Source organism: Polaribacter sp. Hel_I_88, from assembly GCF_000687935.1.
In the GTDB taxonomy this organism is placed as follows: Bacteria; Bacteroidota; Bacteroidia; order Flavobacteriales; family Flavobacteriaceae; genus Polaribacter.
Genome location: NZ_JHZZ01000001.1, coordinates 2,921,185 through 2,939,048 on the forward strand (window position 1 = coordinate 2,921,185; position 17,864 = coordinate 2,939,048).

Genomic DNA, 17,864 nt, shown 5'->3' on the forward strand with positions numbered 1-17,864 from the left:
TAGCAAATAAAAACCGAATAGAAAATCCGCAAGGATTTTCGTAAGTAGGCTAGAACTAGCAATAAATTATATACGGTGTGTTTGTTGCACAACACTTGTTAAATATACAGAATTTTCGTATCTTATTGGATGCAAGGCACAAAAATATACCAAGAAAAACTGTTCAATAATTTTCAGTTGAGCAGTCGAGTTCCTAAGACCAATTTCTATCGTCGATTATCTGTAGTTTTAAAGTTAGATTTTTTACGGAATCAGACTAAATTGTACTATGGTAACTGCGGACAAAAAAGTATTGATCCTATCGTTTTTTTTAAACTCTGTTTAGTCGGGTATTTAGAAAACATCATAAGCGACCGTAAGTTAATCGAGCATTGTAGCATGCGTATGGATATCCTTTATTTTTTAGGCTATGACATAGATGAAGTTCTTCCTTGGCATTCTACAGTAAGTAGAACGCGTCAATTGTATCCAGAATCTGTATTTGAAACTTTATTTACTCATGTTTTTAAAATGTGTTTTGATAAGGGTATGGTTAGCGGACACACCCAAGCCATTGATTCAGCTCCTGTAAAAGCCAATGCTAGTATGGACAGTTTAGAACTTAAAGTACCTGCATCAGATTTAGAATCTCACTTAGCTTCTGTGCGTCAAATTAGCGAGCGAGATAAAGCGGTTTATCGCAAAGCAAAAGAAAACAAAGCAAGTTTAGAACAACAAACTATTACAGCCAACAAAAAACAATTAGATAGTATTACTGCAAGAAATAAGCGCTGGTCAATCACACAAGATCATCGTCCAGGGGCAGGTAATAAAGGCTCTAGATACACGAGTAATAAAACGCATTACAGTCCAACAGACCCTGATGCTCGAATCAGCGTTAAACCAGGAAAAGCTAGAAAATTAAATTACATGAGTCAGCTTAGTGTAGACACAGGACATCATGTTATTTCGGATGTTCAGGCTTACCATGCAGACCATAAAGACAGTCAATGTTTAGAAGATATTAGCGAGCGATTATCAAAACGATTAAACAGCTTTGGTTTAGTTTGGGAGAACTGTGTAGCCGACACTGGATATAGTAGTGGTGAAGTATATGCGTATTTAGAAACAAAAGGATTAAAAAGTTTTATTCCTCCACATGGCACGTACAAAGGAGGGCCAGATAATTTTAAATATTACAGCATCCCAGATTTGTATCTGTGTCCATAAGGCAAGGTTATTCCCTTTAAGAAAGTGTTTTTTGAAAGTAAGAATAACACTAAGAAAAAGGAATACAGAGCTTCGAGTAAAATCTGTATAGACTGCCCATTAAAAGGGAGTTGTTTAGGGAAATCGAAAGAGAAAAAGTTTACAGTTACCTTTTATAGAGATGAATATGAACGCAATAATCAAAGAATAAATAGCCGACAAGGTAGGTATATGAAAGGTAAGCGGCAAAGTACTGTAGAGCCTGTTTTTGGAACACTTACACAGTTTCTAGGACTAAGGAAAATAAATACTATCGGAATCAAACAAGCTAACAAAGTAATGCACCTGTCTGCTATTGCTTATAATTTGAAGAAGTATCTAAAATTTGTCAATAAAAAGGTAAAAAGCGGGGTAAAAACCCCACGATTAACCTTTTTATATAAAAACTTCTTTATACCGTTAATTTACTCGGTTTTAAGACCACTAAAATTTAGATTTATATACTGCTAAAATTAATATTAAAAGCATAAAATCATGAGTTTTAACATTAATTACTTGTAAATTATAGGGTTGTGCAACGATTACCGGTGTTACCTCTAGTTATTGATTTTCAGTTCCAGTTTTTTGTCCGTAATTAAATTCCGTTTGAGTAAATTCCGATTACGTTTTTCCGTAAAGTTTTTCAATTCCGATTTATTGAGCAATTCCGAAAGTGGCTGAATTCACGAGCAATTCAGTTTCCGCAAACTTGCTAAATTCCGACTGAGTGAAATTCCGATTGTGAGTAAGCAATTCCACAATATTCAATTCAGATTCTGAGTGAGAAATTCCAGCGTTGTGCTTTTCAGTCCAACGTTTTAAAATTCAGATTTCGAGTTAGATTTCCAGCGTTTAGTTTGGCTTTAATTCCGCATTTTTAAATTCAGATTATGTTCAGATTTGAGTGCGTGCGTAATTAGAGGTAACGAGTACCTATATGAAATGTAGCGTTTTTAAAGCTATTATTTTATAGATATTCTATTAGTTCTTAAAAATACTTTAATTTTTTTAATAATAACTAAAGTAGCTATTTTTTATATGGGTTGTTGTGTTTAGTATTTTCCATAATCCATCATATAAATAGTTTCGAGGATCTTCTAAAAGATATCATCACTGACAACCTTTCCAAAAATTCACCTGAAAATACGGAGTCTCGAAGACGCTACAATAGAACGCTTTTCAATGCAGTTTTTCACTTAAATATGTTTTATATGCGTTTTATATGGAACGTCTTTAAGTGAAAGAATTATCAAGTCTCGCTCAAAGAGAAGTCACGTAATACTTGACTTTGTCAATTATTTTCAGTATCTTCAAACTGTATAACGTTTTAACGTTTTGAGAGTGAACTCTCAACGATTTCAATCGTAAAGTTTGAGATCTAAAATATTTCAAAGTTATACCGTAAAACTTCTCACTAGATACGCTTGAAAATTCGAGAAAGTGTATTGAAAATTCCGAAAGTCTATCGATATTAAATACAACTCGTTATATAATAACTTTTATTACGCATATCCCGTAAAATTCACGTGATATGGTACTTTTTATGTTACTGTTATTCTGTAAAGATAATTTATTTATTGTAAAATCTGAAAGGCTTTTTTTTAGGTAAACCTTACTTGAAATTTTTGTGATTTATAGATATGTTGGTTTTTATTCTGATTAATATTTTTTTTTAAATAAAGAAAAAAGTTCAAATTATGCAAGTGAGGTTTATATTCAACTAGTTAACATAAAGCGTAAACGGAATTCTGTAACTTATATTCACAATTTTTCCATTTTGCATTGCAGAAGATTTCATGTTTGGTATTAAACTCATTACCCTTTTTGTTTCAGCTTCAATTTGTGGGCTTGGTTTGCTAAGTTTGGTTGTAATTTTGGTAATATTCCCTTCTTTATCAATCTTAAAATTAATTAATATGCTAAGTTTACCTGCAGATAAACCAAGTCTGTTTGGTAAATCTGCATCAAATTTTTTAGCATAATGCATTTGAATATTTTTACTAAAACATCTTTTTGCGTCTTGAATATCTTTAGAGTTTTCACAGCCCACATAAATAGGGATTCTCTCATAACCAACTATGCTACTTGTATTTATGGTGTTTTTTGAATCTTCAAAAGATAAAATTTGAATTAAATAGTTATTAAAATCGCTTTTGTCTGCAAAATTTAAATTCACAATAGGATATTCTTTAAATTCAGTAATAATTTTTTCGTTTAAAGCTGTAGATCTTGCGTTTGTTTTTATATTGAAAGGTTTGTTTTTTTTATCTAATTCAAAAGAAATTGTTAATCGGTTATGAAACCTATTTAGATTCGATTTTTCAAGTAAATCTTCGCTCAGTTTTTCTTTAAAAAAGAGAGATAATTGATTTTCTGGATTTGGTTTTGTGAAGTTAGAAAATTCTTGTCTTGAATCTTTATAAACAGTTTCTTCGCCTTCTTTATAGTAAATTGTAAAGCTATGTAAAGGATTGTGAGTTTGTCCGAAAAAAGTAGATGGATTTTTAATTTTAGGAAAAGAGTTTAAAGCTTTTTCAATTTCATCTTTTAAGAAACTCGGAACTTTTGTTTTTTTATTGATAAGTTTTCCATTTTCATCCACAGTAAATTGGATAAACAAATCAACTTCTTTGTCAAAATATAATTCTAAATCTTTTTCATCTTTTAAATTAATTTGATTTTTAGAATTGATGCTATTTAAAAGTTCGAAATTTATATTTTGATATAAATGTTTTTTTACTTCAATATTTAAGCACGATTTTAAATCTTCAAAATAGTTTAAATCTTCACAAGGTTCGCAAATTGGTGGGGTTTCAACAATAATTTTTGAGCTACAATTTATAAAAGCTTTGTTTCTTTTTCTAGAAGCTATTTGTAAATAATATCTGTTTTTACTATCAAAATTATGTAGGTTTAATTTTTCTAGAGGATATTTTTTAAACGCTTCAATAATCGCTTTTTCAAAATCATCACCATTAAAACTAGAAAGTTGAATTCTATAAGGTTTCTTTTCTTTGTTGATGCTAAAAGACAAAACGATATTTTGTCTATCATTATTAAAGTCTATTTTTTTAAGTACCTTTTTAGGAATTTCTTTCTTGAAATACATAGAAAGTTCATTGTCTTCAGTCGGATTTGAAAATTTTTCATAATCAAAATCTTTTTTATTTTGAGAAAATGAAATTACTGTGTATAAGAATAAAATGAAAACTATTTTTTTCATGCTTTATTTTTTTTTAATGGGTAATATAACAAAATTAATGCAACCAGTTTTTCAATATTTCTGATATTTTAGGATTGCTTAACAAATCTGAATGATTGTTTTCATAAACCGTAAACGTATTTTCTTTTTTAAAATGTAAAGTTTTGTCAGGATTTTTATGCTTTCCTAAGGCACTTTTTACAGAGACTAAACTATCACCAAAAATCCTGTTTTTTAGATAACTTTTCTCTTTGCCAAAAACTGCAGCAATGCTATAAAACGCTATATTTTCTGATAGGGGAATGTGTTTTTTTTCTTCTTTTTTTAATTCGAATCTATTTTTGTTTTGCCAATCTTCATCAACCAAATTGCCATATCTTAAATCGGTTACACCAGCACTTCTTATTTTACCTAATTTTGCAAAAGGTTTTGCATAAGGCACAGATTCAAGAATTAAATCTAAATAATTGCCTTTTCTTTCAATATGAGAACCATGATGTGGAGTTCCTAAAAAAACGATTTTTTTAGTGAGTTTTGTCCAGTTTTTTTCTGCTTGTTCTCCATAATACAAAGCACTTCTGGTTACTAAACCACCCATGCTATGATTTATAATGGTGATTTCTTCCACAGGAACAGGCCAAATTTCAGTAAGTTTTTCTAATAATTTATTGAATTCTTTTCCATTGGTAGAAACATGTTTGCCACTATTATAATTTAAATAGATAAGCGTTTCGTTGGTTTCTTTGGTTAAAACCTCTCCATGATTATGGTTTTTGCGCGTCCAAAGATTTGCATTCATGCAAGAACCATGAACCATTATAATAATTTTACCAAAGATGTTTGCGTAAGAATCTTCGATACTTTTTGTATCAAGTGTAATTTTTTTCGATTGATGCAACAAGTGCATTTTAATCTCTAAGGGATTTTCTTTTTCGGCTAAATAGTCGCCAATAACACCATTTAAAATAGAAAGGATAAAATCCTTTTTATCAGAAGATTTTAAATTACCAATGGCAGGATTTAGTAAGCCTAAAGTTTTGTCTAAAGTTTTACCAACAAATAAGGTACTCCATCTAAAATTTTTAAAAGCGATGCTTGCAATTTTTGTAATTAGTTTTTGGATTTTTGTAGAAGGTAATAGAGGAGGATGCACAATTTGCTTGTGCATAGCTTCCACTAAATCTGTAATACCAAGAGTTGCATCAACAACTAAGTGATTAACGCCTTGTAACTCAGATTTTTTTTTAGGTTTTTTAGACATGCTGTAAGTGTCTCAATTAGGCTATTCTTCTAAGCTTAAATGAAATAAAGCATCTCCTTTATTAACAATAGGTGTTTTGTTGATGCAAAAAACGTAGCCATTGTAAGGAGCATATACTTTCTTTTTAAATTCGCCAAAAGGATCTTGAATAACTCCTAATACTTCTTTTTTCTTTACAAAAGCACCATTGGTAACTCTGGCTTTAAACATTCCAGAATCTGAGGCACGCAACCATTTTGCTTCTTTTACAAATATAGAAGTTGCTCTTGCTTTAATTTCGCCTTCAATTAAACCTAAGTGAATTAATACATTTCTTGTACCATTTACACCCTCGTTTATAATGGTTGGGTTGAGTTCTTTCGATTTTCCACCTTCAAAAAGTAAAACAGTTTTCCCCATTTTATGTAAGGTTTCTCGTAAAGATTTTACAATATTGTTAGAGTACACAATCATTGGTGGATTGAATATTTTAGCCAATTCCAACCCTTTATCATCGTTCTTATTACATCGTATTTGTGCAATATTATCACGTTCTCCTCCACCTGTATGAAAATCGATGACATAATCTACAAAAGGAGCAATTTTTTCGCTAAACTGATAGGCAAATTGGCTCGCCAAAGAACCATTTAAAGTTCCAGGAAACATCCTATTTAAATCACGACCATCAGGAAACTCTCTTGTTTGAATTAAATATCCAAAAATGTTAAAAACAGGAATACAAATAATCGTCCCATTTTTAGGTTTATTAATTTTTAAATCGATAATTTCTCTAACAATACCAACTCCATTTGTTTCATCACCATGAATACCAGCCAATAATAAAACTACAGGTCCAGGGTTTGTGGAATGTTCGATAATTACAGGAACGTTTACAGTAGTTCTTGTGTGTAATTTTGCGATTTTTAAATCGATTACTGTGCGTTTTCCCTCAGGAATAACTTTGCCTAAAAGTGTAAAAGGTTTATTCGACATGCAATTCTAAATAACGGATAATTTCTTTAGCAATATTTTTACCAGTAGCAATTTCAATACCTTCTAAACCAGGAGAAGAATTTACTTCTAAAACTAAAGGTCCTTTTGAAGATTGTAACATATCTACACCAGCAACTCCTAATCCCATTGCTTTTGTAGCTTTTAAAGCTGTTCTTTCTTCTTCGTCAGACAATTCTATAACAATAGCATTTCCACCTCTGTGTAAATTAGAACGGAATTCGCCTTCTTTTCCTTGACGTTTCATAGCACCAACTACTTTACCATCAACCACAAAAGCTCTAATATCTGCACCACCAGCTTCTTTGATAAATTCTTGTGCAATAACTCTTGCCCCTAATCCATTAAAAGCTTCTAGTACAGAAGTCGCTGCATTTGGTGTTTCTGCCAAAACAACGCCTAAACCTTGCGTTCCTTCCAATAACTTTAAAACTAAAGGTGTTCCACCTACTGAATTTATAACATGTTCTACTTCTTTGGTGTAGTTCGTAAAAACTGTTTTTGGTAAGCCAACTCCAGCTCTTGCTAATATTTGAAGACTGCTTAATTTATCTCTAGATCTTGTTAAAGCAATAGACGAAACTGCTGTAAAAACTTTCATCATTTCAAATTGACGAATAACTGCTGTACCATAAAAGGTTACAGAAGCTCCAATTCTTGGAATAATGGCATCAATATTTTCTATATATTCTCCTTTATAATATATTTTCGGAGCTCTTCTTTCTATCTCTATATTACATTTTAAATGATCAACCACAAAAACTTCGTGCTTTCGTTTTGTTGCAGCTTCTACCAATCTGCGTGTAGAATATAATTTAGGATTTCTTGATAGAATAACTATTCTCATTTGTTTGTGTATTTTAATTTATGGGATAAATTTGTTTTTGAAGTATCTATCACAAATTTTTTATTTAAAAATTTTCTTCCTAACAAGATAGGAAATTTCATGTCTTTGCGCTCACTTAATGTTAAGTAAATAGGATATGTTCTATTAAAAATGGTAATCTCTGTCTGAATCATAAATCTTTTTTCAGAAATTCCGTTCGAACTTTTTACAATTTTAGATGTATAATTTTTAAAGGTAAACTCTTTATGGTTGTAAAAAGGGTGTTCAGGATCTAATAATGTAAACTTTATAAAACTTTCATTTTCAATAGTAACTTCCTCTATGTTAGAGCAATGTATGGATGATGTGTAGGCACCTGAATCTACTTTTAAGTCAATATCTTCTAAAATTAATTTAGGAAAATCAGCTTTATCAATTCTGCCAATGGTAATTTTCATGGATTGTATTAAGTTGTAAAATTATAAATAGTAATTGATTTAAAGCGAAAAAGTTATAAAAGTTATCAAAAACTTATAATTTTCCAATAGCAGCTTCTGCACAACGTTCTCCATCCATTGCTGCAGAAACAATTCCTCCTGCATAACCACCACCTTCTCCACAAGGATATAAACCAATTATTTCTGTATGTTCTAAATCTTCTTTTCTTGGTATATTTACTGGTGATGACGTTCTAGATTCTACCCCAACAATATTAGCTTCATTAGTATAATAACCGTGCATTTTTTGCCCAAAAGCAGCAAAACCTTTTCGCAATCTACTTCCAATAATTTTTGGTAATAAAGAATGTAAAGGTGCAGCATTTAATCCTGGTTGATAGGATGTTTCATTTAAATCTGTAGAGAGTTTTCCATCAACAAAATCTACCAATCTTTGGGCAGGTGCAGTTTGTGTTCTTCCACCAGCAAAAAATGCAATTTTTTCTAAATCTTTTTGAAATTCCAACCCTTTTAAAGCGCCAAATTTTTCGTATTTTTTAAAATCTTGATCAATATCCAATTCTACAACAATGCCTGAATTGGCAAACTTGTTATTTCTTCTACTTGGCGACATTCCATTTACAACAACTTCTCCAGCAGATGTTGCTGCAGGTACAATAAAACCTCCTGGACACATACAAAAAGAATACACACCTCTGTTATTTACTTGGTGTACCAAACTATAAGCAGCTGCAGGTAATAATTCGTCTCTTTCTCCTGAGCAACTGTACTGAATTTGATCAATAATTTCTTGCGGATGTTCAACACGAACGCCCATTGCAAAAGATTTGGCTTTTAAAGCGATTTCTTTTTTATGTAACAATTCATACACATCTCTTGCAGAATGACCTGTTGCTAAAACAACAGCATTAACAGCCATTTCTGAACCATTTGCAAGTTGAATAGCTTGCAATTTGTTGTTTTTAATGGTAAAGTCTACCACTTTAGTTTCAAAATGAATTTCACCACCAAATTGTAAAATGGTTTCTCGAATATTTTGAATGATTTTTGGTAATTTATTGGTACCAATATGAGGATGAGCATCTACCAAAATTTGTTCTGTAGCACCATGAAAAACAAGGTTTTCAAAAATTCTACGAACATCACCACGTTTTAAACTTCTGGTATATAATTTTCCATCAGAATACGTTCCTGCACCACCTTCGCCAAAACAATAATTAGAATCTTCGTTTACAATATGATCTTGATTAATTGCTTTTAAATCTCTTCTTCTATCTTGAACATTTTTTCCTCGTTCTAAAACTACAGGTTTGTAACCCAATTCTATACAACGCAAAGCAGCGTACATTCCTGCTGGTCCAAAACCAATAATATGAATTTCTTTGGCCTTAGAAACATCTTTATAATCAAAATTATATTCAGATTTTTCTGGAACTTGTTCATTAATGTAAACAGCTACTTTGTAATTAAAAATGGTTTCTTTTTTACGAGCATCAATCGATTTTCTTAAAACTTTTACAGCAGAAATTTCAGAAACATCCATAGAAAGTTTTTTGGCTGCTTTGTAAAGTAGCGTATTTTCTTGGCGTTCTTCAATTAAATTTACGCGTAATTGAATTTCTTTAATCATATGAAAATAAAAAATAGAGAGTTTCTAATCTGTCTGAAAAGATTTGCAAAGGTACTTAAAATCTTAGAATTTAAAATTTATAAGCATTTTAAAATACAATCTGTTAACTTCTTGAAATCGTCTTTGGTATTGTATAAATGGCAAGAAAGGCGAATGTAATTTCCTCTAAAAGAAATAAAAATATTAGTTTCTTTTAAGGTTGATTTTAGCATGTCAATATTTAATTTTGTAGGCAGTTCTACCCCAAATAAATGATGAGTTCTAAAAGCATCATTTTCAATAATACAACCGTTATTTTTTAAGGTGATGACAGCCTCTGATGTAATTTCTTTACAATAATCTTGAATTGCTTTTGGAGTCCATTCTAAAACTTGCTCTAAAGCCGCAATTTGCATTTTTACATGAATAAAACTTGCGTGTTCACCTACAGAATACCTGTTCGCTAAAGGTTTATATTCAGGTTGATATGAAGTTAAACCGACCATGTTTTCACTATGCAAACGATTGGACCAATTTTCTTCTAGCGGATTTCCGTTATCAAAATAGTCGCTAAAATAGGCATATCCACAACCATAAGGTCCAAAAAGCCATTTGTAACCAGCGCAAACTAAAGCATCTGGTTGTATTTCTTTTACAGAAAAAGGCAAAGCCCCAATAGATTGACTTCCATCAATAATTAATAAAGCCTTGTTTTCGGTCGTTTTTTTTCTGATAGCTTTTAAATCAAACAAAGTTCCATTTGCCCAATGAATATTTCCAAGCGCAACAACTTTGGTTTTTTCTGAAATTCCATTTAATATTGATTCATTCCAAATTTTTCCACGATTTTCTGTGGATTTTGGCATGCCTATAATTTTTAATTTCGCATCAAAAGTATTTGCTAGTTTTTCCCAAACATAATAATTGCTAGGAAACTGACTTTCTATCAACAAAATTTCATCATCTTTTTTAAGAGTGATATTTTTTGCAATAGTTGCTAATCCATAAGAAGCAGAAGGAATGTTGGCAATTCTATTATAATCATCAACATCAATTAATTTCGCAAAAAGTTGTTTGAGTTTTTTTACGGGTTCAAAATAACTATCACCAATAATTTTATAAGGATGGCTTTTTTCTAAAACACCTTCAATTCCTGCTTCTTCAACAGTTTTAAAACTGGGAGATTGACTTGCAATATTCAAGTAGCAAATTTCTTCTGGAATGCTAAAAAGATGTCTTTGGTTGTTGAGTTTCATTATTTAATAAAATTAGATTTATTGCCATCTCAAAAACAAAAAATACATCTATTATTTTTGAATTGATGCTTACAGTTTTCATAGCCATAGATTTGATGTGAACATTGAGGACACATTTCTTTCATTTCAGATTTTTCTAAAAAATATAAGCTATCACATTCTACACATTTTTGAGTTTTCATTAGAAACCTTATATATTTATTTTGTCATTTCTAAATGCGTTTTTTTAGCGATTGAGAAATCTCATAATTTATAAAAACTATGAGATTTCTCCTATCGTTGAAATGCCAGTATTCGCCCGAAAAACATTAATTTTTGAATTTTGTTTCTATTATTTTATTTATTCAAAATAAGAAAAAGTTTCTCCACCTTTTATATTTAAAAGTGTTTCATAAATCATCTTAATTACATTTTCTACATCCTCTCTATGCACCATTTCTACTGTGGTGTGCATATATCTTAAAGGTAAAGAAATCAAAGCAGAAGCAACACCTCCATTGCTATAAGCAAAAGCATCTGTGTCTGTTCCTGTCGCTCTAGAAAGCGCAGAACGTTGAAAAGGAATCTTGTTTTTTTCCGCAGTTTCTGTAATTAAATCACGTAATTTTTGTTGAACTGCAGGAGCGTAAGCCACTACAGGTCCTTTGCCTAATTCTAATTTTCCAGCCTTTTTAACTTCAATCATTGGCGTTGTTGTATCGTGAGTTACATCTGTACAAATTGCCATATTTGGCTTAATTGTATGTGTAATCATTTCTGCACCTCGTAAACCAATTTCTTCTTGAACAGAGTTTGTTACGTATAAACCAAAAGGAAGTGTCTTTCCATTTTCTTTTAATAAACGTGCAACTTCAGCAATCATAAAACCACCCATTCTATTATCTAAAGCTCTACAAACAAATTTATTTCCGTTTAAAATGTGAAACGTGTCTGGATACGTAATCACACAACCCACATGAACTCCCAAAGCTTCAACTTCTTCTTTGGTTGCACAACCAGTGTCAATAAAAATATTGTCTGGTTTTGGTGCTTGTTCTTCAGATTTGTCTCTAGTATGGATTGCTGGCCATCCAAAAACACCTTTTACAATGCCGTTTTTAGTATGAATATTTACAATTTTACTGGGTGCAATTTGATGATCTGATCCTCCATTTCTTATGACATAAATTAGTCCATTGTCAGAAATGTAATTTACATACCAAGAAATTTCATCTGCATGCCCTTCAATAACAACTTTATATTTTGCATCAGGATTAATTACACCAACTGCAGAGCCATAAGTGTCTGTAATAAAAGTGTCTACATAAGGTTTTAGATAGTCCATCCAAATTTTTTGACCTTCCCATTCGTAACCTGTTGGAGCTGCATTGTTTAAATATTTTTCTAAAAAGTCTAATGATTTTTTATTTAAAATTGATTTTTCTGCCATTATAATATGATTAGTGTTTTTAAGTAAGTTTCTGGTGTTAAAACAGCTAGATTACTGTTTTTATAATCTTTTGTATTTCTTGTTATGATGATGTCGATTTTTTTTGAATACTCTGCTGCATAATTTTGTAAAGCATCTTCAAAGTCTTTAAAATTTGAATTTAAAGCTTTTAAAATTATCATTTTATCTATAGATGCAATTTCGATAAAATTTAGAAGTTTCAAAAAAATTGGAACAATTTTCTCTCTTTTATATTTTTTATTAATGATATAATATGTGTTGCTTAAAATAACAGGGGTTATATATCCTTTTATTTTCTTTTTTTCACACAAATCTAAAATGGCTTTAGAATCTTTTAAAAATTCTGTTCTTTCAATTAAAATATCTATTAGAATATCGCTATCAATTAAAATACTTTTCATTTCAGGTATTTTTTCTCTAAAGCTTCTAGTAAATCTTTTTTGTAATCAAAATCTTTATCCATTTTAAAGACACCAACTAAAGAATCTGATATTGGGGTGTCACTAATATTACTGCTAGAATTATCTTCTTTTTTAGTAATTAATTTCAAGTAGTTTTCAACAATATCAGACAAGCTTCTTCCTTTTGACTTTGCATATTGTTTTGCTTTTAGTATAACTTCTTCTTCTACAGTAAGTGTTAATTTAGTATTCATAATACGTTTTTTTTTAACAAAAATTACACGTGCAATTTAATAAAAATGTTTCACATAATAATTAGTATGAAACGTTTTGTAATTATTTAATCTTTTTTGTAACAAATCTCATTATTTTTACACTAATTCTACAAGTAAAACGATAAAAAACCAAGCAACATGAAATTAGTAATAAAAAACTTAACCAAAACTTACAAAAACGGTGTAAAAGCAATTGACGATTTAAATTTAGAAATTGGCACAGGAATGTTTGGTTTGTTAGGACCAAATGGTGCAGGTAAATCCTCTTTAATGAGAACGATTGCAACCTTACAAAGTCCTGATTCTGGTTCTATTATGTTTGGTGATATTAATGTTTTAGAAGACAATATGTCTTTACGAAAAGTGTTGGGGTATTTGCCACAATCTTTTGGAGTGTATCCTAAAATGTCTGCTGAAGATTTGTTAGATTATTTTGCAACGTTAAAAGGAGTTTCAAGCAAAACTGACAGACAAAAAATTGTAAAAGAGGTTCTAGAAATCACCAATTTGTATGAAGTTCGATACAAACATGTTGCAGGGTATTCAGGTGGAATGAAGCAACGTTTTGGAATTGCGCAATTGTTGTTAAACAATCCAAAATTAATTATTGTTGATGAACCAACAGCTGGTTTGGACCCTGCAGAAAGACATCGTTTTTTAAATGTTTTACGTGAAGTGGGTACCAATTGTACTGTAATTTTTTCAACTCACATTGTAGAGGATGTGAAGGAATTATGTAATGAAATGGCAATTTTAAATGGTGGAAAAATTTTAAATCACACTACTCCACAAAAAGCAACAGCTGCTTTAGAAGGGCAAATTTGGAAAAAAATTATTGAAAGAGATGATTTAGAAGAAAATGAGAAATTGTACAACATTTTATCATCCAACTATAATCAAGATAATACATTAAATATTAGAGTGTATTCAGCAGAAAAACCATCAGAGGATTTTATAGCAGTAACTCCACAATTAGACGATGTTTATTTTATCGCTTTAAAACAAGATGAACCAGTTTTAACAAGTTAAGAGTTGTTAGTTTAGAGTTCAGAGTTAAAAATCTGAACCAAATTTTGCTTTTAATCAACTCAACTAACTCATAACTCATCACTCAAAACTCATAACTTAAAGAAGTATGTTTTCAACAATATTCAAACAAGAATTAAAATACTGGTTTAAAAAGCCTATTTTTTATATTTATGCAGCAATTTTTTTTATAATAGCTTTTTTGTCAGCAGCTACAGCAGCAGGTATTTGGGATGGAATTACAGGAACTACGGGTTCCTCTAGAATTGTAAATTCGCCCATAAATATTTTAGATAATTTCAACATATTTACACTATTAATTTTCTTTTTATTTCCCTCTATTATTGGGGTTTCTATTTATAGAGATTTTAAAAGCGAAATGCATACCATTTTATACTCCTATCCGTTTACAAAAGCCAACTATTTATTTGCTAAATTTTTTAGCGGCATTTTAGTAGTTTCTGCAATTGTGTTAGTGATTGCTTTTGGAATGATGATTGGTTTTCGATTTCCAGGAACAAATTCAGAAATTGTAGGATCTTTTAGTTTTATGGCGTATGTAAAATCGTATCTGGTTTTTATTTTACCAAACGTTTTATTTTATGGTGCTGTTGTGTTTGCAGTGGTTACCTTTTCTAGAAACATTGGCGCAGGTTTTATAACTGTTATTATTTTATTGTTTTTCCAAGCAGCAATTGGTGGTATTTTATCTGAACCAGACCAAGAAACTTTGTTGGCAATTTTAGATCCTTTTGGTGCTGCAGCTTCAAATAAATATACAAAATATTGGACCATGTCCGAACAAAATGAAATGCAAGTTCCTATTAAAGAGTTGGTTTTGTATAATAGATTATTTTGGTTGGCGATTTCTTCTTTAATATTTGGGCTGGTTTTTAAATATTTTAAATTCAACCAAAATGCAGTTGTTATTTCTTTTAAGAAAGTGAAATCAGAGAGAGTTATCAAAAGAAATTTTAGCGGAATTACAAGAATCAACTTGCCAAAAGTAACACACAATTATTCGTTTGTAAATAATTTAAAAACGATGTGGCAACTATCCAACATCGACTTTAAATTCATTTTAAAAAGCATTCCCTTTATCTGTATTTTAATTGTTGGTCTTTTAATGATGGTAATTGCCTTGTTTAGTGCAGGTGCAATTTTTGGAACAGAAACCTTGCCTGTAACTTGGCAAATGTTAGGAAGTGGAAGTATTTTTAGCTTTTTAGTCATTAATATTTGTACGTTTTTATATGCAGGTATTTTGGTGCAAAGAGCAGAAACAGCTAAAATAAATCATTTAGTTGATAGTACACCAGTTCCCAATTGGACGCTTTTATTCTCTAAATTGATTGCGTTGTTAAAAATGCAATTGATTTTATTAGCGGTAATTATGGTTGCAGGAATGATATTCCAAACCTATAAAGGCTATTATAATTACGAAATTGGGCATTATATACAAGAATTGTTTGGGTTAAATTTCTTAAACTATTTAGTTTGGGCATTGTTATCAATTTTTGTTCAAACCTTGGTGAAAAATCAATATTTAGGCTTTTTTATTATTTTGATTGTTGTGATTGCAATTCCATTATTATCTTTTATAGGAATTGAATTGGCTGTGTTTAAATACAATCAAGGTCCAGGTTTTGACTATTCTGATATGAATGGTTATGGATCAGCCTTGTCAAGATATTTATGGTATAAATTGTATTGGATTTTAGGAGGATCTTTATTAGTAATTTTAAGCATTTTAATGTGGGTTAGAGGTTTGCCAAGTTCTTTTTCAGAAAGATTGCAAATTGCAGTTCAGCGTTTTACAAAACCAAAGATCGTAAGTTTTCTGGTGATTTTAATCGCATTCTTAACTTTAGGAACTACAATTTTTCTAGAAACAAAATCGGACAATGAAAACTCATCATCTAAACAGGCAGAATTGAATGCTGTAAAATGGGAAAAAACCTATAAGAAATACGAAAATTACAAGCAACCCAGAGTTGTAGCTGTAAAAGCAGATGTGCATATTTATCCGAAGAAAAGAACCTACGAAGCTTCTGCGATTTACACATTGGTTAATAAAACCAATCAAGAAATTGATAGTATTTTCTTAAATCATAATTCTTTAGAAAGTACTTTTGAGTTTAATATTGCAAACCAATTAGTATTAGAAGACACTGTTTTTAATTTTGATATTTATCGATTCGATCATAAAATAAAACCTGGGGATTCTTTACAGTTAACCATCAATGTTAAAAGCAACAAAAACACGATGTTTCAGCAAAAATCGCCTGTTTTAGAAAATGGAACTTTTTTAAATAACTCCATGTTTCCAAATTTAGGCTATGTTTCTGCTGGCGAATTAACAGATAATAAAACACGAAAAAAATACGATTTATTACCAAATGATTTGCAAAAACATCCTTCAGATTCTACAGCTTTAGGCAATACGTATATTTCTAAAGATTCAGATTGGATTGATTTTGAAGCAACAGTATCCACATCTAAAGATCAAATTGCCATTGCTCCAGGATATTTGCAAAAAGAATGGGAGGAAAACGATCGTAAATATTATCACTATAAAATGGATAGTAAAATATTGAATTTTTATGCTTTTAATTCTGCCAGATATGAAGTGAAAAAAGAAATCTGGAATGGCATAAGTTTGGAAATTTACTATCACAAACCACACACCTATAATTTAGAAAGAATGATGAAAGGAATGAAAGCTTCTTTGGCATATAATGCAGAGAATTTTAGTCCTTATCAACATAAACAAGCAAGAATTATTGAATTCCCAAGAACACAAGGAACGTTTGCACAATCGTTTGCAAATACAATTCCGTTTTCTGAAGGTTTTGGCTTTATTGCAGCTGTAGATGATGAGAATGAAGATGGTGTAGATTATCCATTTGCTGTTACTGTTCATGAAGTTGCTCATCAATGGTGGGCACATCAAGTAATTGGTGCAGATGTTTTAGGAGCAACTATGTTGTCTGAAAGTTTGTCTGAATATGTGGCTTTAAAAGTGTTAGAGCACGAACATGGAAAACCTAAAATGCGTACCTTTTTAAAGGAAGCTTTAGATGGTTATTTATTTCAAAGAACCTTAGAAACAAAAAGAGAAAAACCATTAATGTATAATGATGGACAAGGATATATTCGTTACCAAAAAGGATCTTTAGTCTTTTATGCGTTGAGTGATTATATTGGAGAAGAAAACTTAAATGGCGCATTAAAACGTTATGTAGAAAAAGTAAAATTTCAAGAGCCTCCTTATACAACATCCATAGAAATGGTTGACTATATTAGAGAGGTTACTCCAGATTCTTTAAATTATGTTATTAACGATATGTTTGAAACGATTACTTTGTATCAAAATAGAGTTACTGATGTAAAATCCACAGCATTAGAAAACGGAAAATATCAAGTTGATATTGAGTTTGAAGTGGCTAAATATAGGAATGATGAAAAAGGGAAGAAGTTTTATGGCGAAAAAGTAGGGGATACTTTAAGTTACACTCCTGCAAATAAAAACAAACCAATTTTATCAGTAAAATTACAAGACTATATAGATGTTGGTATTTTTACAGAAGAAGAAGTGGATGGAAAAAAGAAAGAAGTAGCCTTGTATTTGCAAAAACATAAGATTACTCAAATCAATAATAAAATAACTATTATTGTTGATAAAAAACCGACAGAAGTTGGTGTTGATCCTTACAATAAATTGATTGACACACAGTCTAATGATAATAGACAAAAAATCTAAAAACTATAAAGTAGATATGTTTATAAAATTGAAAAATTTTTAGAACGTATCTACTTTTAATCCTAAAGTTATTATTTAAACTAAAATCTATAGGTGCTTTTTGTAGATAAAATAAATTAT

The 17,864-nt window shown here is 30.4% G+C and carries 14 protein-coding genes; 4 read left to right on the plus strand and 10 right to left on the minus strand.

The genetic code is table 11. The annotated features are described in order from the left end of the window. The first annotated feature begins 129 nt into the window (after positions 1-129). Together P161_RS19785 and P161_RS19790 are read left to right on the plus strand one after the other, a co-directional pair. Positions 130-1,209 (plus strand): transposase, encoded by a 1,080-nt coding sequence (locus P161_RS19785; RefSeq protein WP_231494742.1) that lies wholly within the window; start codon positions 130-132, stop codon positions 1,207-1,209. A 24-nt stretch (positions 1,210-1,233) separates the two neighbouring features. Continuing rightward, positions 1,234-1,698, plus strand: a complete 465-nt coding sequence (locus tag P161_RS19790; RefSeq protein WP_231494743.1) for a transposase — start codon at positions 1,234-1,236, stop codon at positions 1,696-1,698. 1,249 nt (positions 1,699-2,947) lie between these two features. Here the strand turns inward: P161_RS19790 and P161_RS19145 are convergent. From P161_RS19145 to P161_RS0112950, 10 genes are all read right to left on the minus strand, one after another. After that, positions 2,948-4,450 carry a hypothetical protein gene (locus P161_RS19145; RefSeq protein ID WP_051605750.1) on the minus strand — a complete coding sequence of 501 codons (1,503 nt, stop codon included), beginning with the start codon at positions 4,448-4,450 and terminating at the stop codon, positions 2,948-2,950. A gap of 34 nt (positions 4,451-4,484) precedes the next feature. After that, positions 4,485-5,690 carry a hypothetical protein gene (locus P161_RS18620; RefSeq protein WP_051605751.1) on the minus strand — a complete coding sequence of 402 codons (1,206 nt, stop codon included), beginning with the start codon at positions 5,688-5,690 and terminating at the stop codon, positions 4,485-4,487. Between the two features lie 21 nt (positions 5,691-5,711). Continuing rightward, on the minus strand, positions 5,712-6,662 hold the full coding sequence (locus tag P161_RS0112915) for a succinylglutamate desuccinylase/aspartoacylase family protein (protein WP_026777358.1): 951 nt from the start codon (positions 6,660-6,662) through the stop codon (positions 5,712-5,714). After that, complete coding sequence (gene rimK, locus P161_RS0112920; protein ID WP_026777359.1) at positions 6,652-7,527, minus strand: 30S ribosomal protein S6--L-glutamate ligase; 876 nt, start codon at positions 7,525-7,527, stop codon at positions 6,652-6,654. The genes P161_RS0112915 and rimK overlap by 11 nt, the downstream gene beginning before the upstream one ends. Continuing rightward, entirely contained in the window at positions 7,524-7,964 is a 441-nt protein-coding gene (locus P161_RS0112925) for a RimK/LysX family protein (protein WP_026777360.1), read from the minus strand. Before P161_RS0112925 ends, rimK begins: the two co-directional genes overlap by 4 nt. A 73-nt stretch (positions 7,965-8,037) precedes the next feature. Beyond that, the gene (locus P161_RS0112930) at positions 8,038-9,594 is read right to left on the minus strand and encodes an NAD(P)/FAD-dependent oxidoreductase (RefSeq protein WP_026777361.1); all 1,557 of its coding nucleotides are present in this window, start codon (positions 9,592-9,594) and stop codon (positions 8,038-8,040) included. A 77-nt stretch (positions 9,595-9,671) separates the two neighbouring features. Continuing rightward, a complete protein-coding gene (locus P161_RS0112935) occupies positions 9,672-10,829 on the minus strand; it encodes an aminotransferase class V-fold PLP-dependent enzyme (RefSeq protein ID WP_026777362.1) in 1,158 nt (385 codons plus the stop codon). 340 nt (positions 10,830-11,169) lie between these two features. Then, complete coding sequence (locus P161_RS0112940; protein WP_026777363.1) at positions 11,170-12,258, minus strand: M42 family metallopeptidase; 1,089 nt, start codon at positions 12,256-12,258, stop codon at positions 11,170-11,172. After that, positions 12,258-12,680, minus strand: coding sequence for a PIN domain-containing protein (locus P161_RS0112945; protein ID WP_026777364.1), 423 nt, complete (start codon positions 12,678-12,680; stop codon positions 12,258-12,260). Before P161_RS0112945 ends, P161_RS0112940 begins: the two co-directional genes overlap by 1 nt. Then, the gene (locus P161_RS0112950; RefSeq protein WP_026777365.1) at positions 12,677-12,934 is read right to left on the minus strand and encodes a DUF6364 family protein; all 258 of its coding nucleotides are present in this window, start codon (positions 12,932-12,934) and stop codon (positions 12,677-12,679) included. Before P161_RS0112950 ends, P161_RS0112945 begins: the two co-directional genes overlap by 4 nt. Positions 12,935-13,093: 159 nt before the next feature. Between P161_RS0112950 and P161_RS0112955 the strand changes: the two genes are divergently transcribed. Further along, a complete protein-coding gene (locus P161_RS0112955; protein ID WP_026777366.1) occupies positions 13,094-13,984 on the plus strand; it encodes an ATP-binding cassette domain-containing protein in 891 nt (296 codons plus the stop codon). Between the two features lie 106 nt (positions 13,985-14,090). After that, on the plus strand, positions 14,091-17,744 hold the full coding sequence (locus P161_RS0112960) for a M1 family aminopeptidase (RefSeq protein ID WP_026777367.1): 3,654 nt from the start codon (positions 14,091-14,093) through the stop codon (positions 17,742-17,744). Positions 17,745-17,864 lie beyond the last annotated feature (120 nt).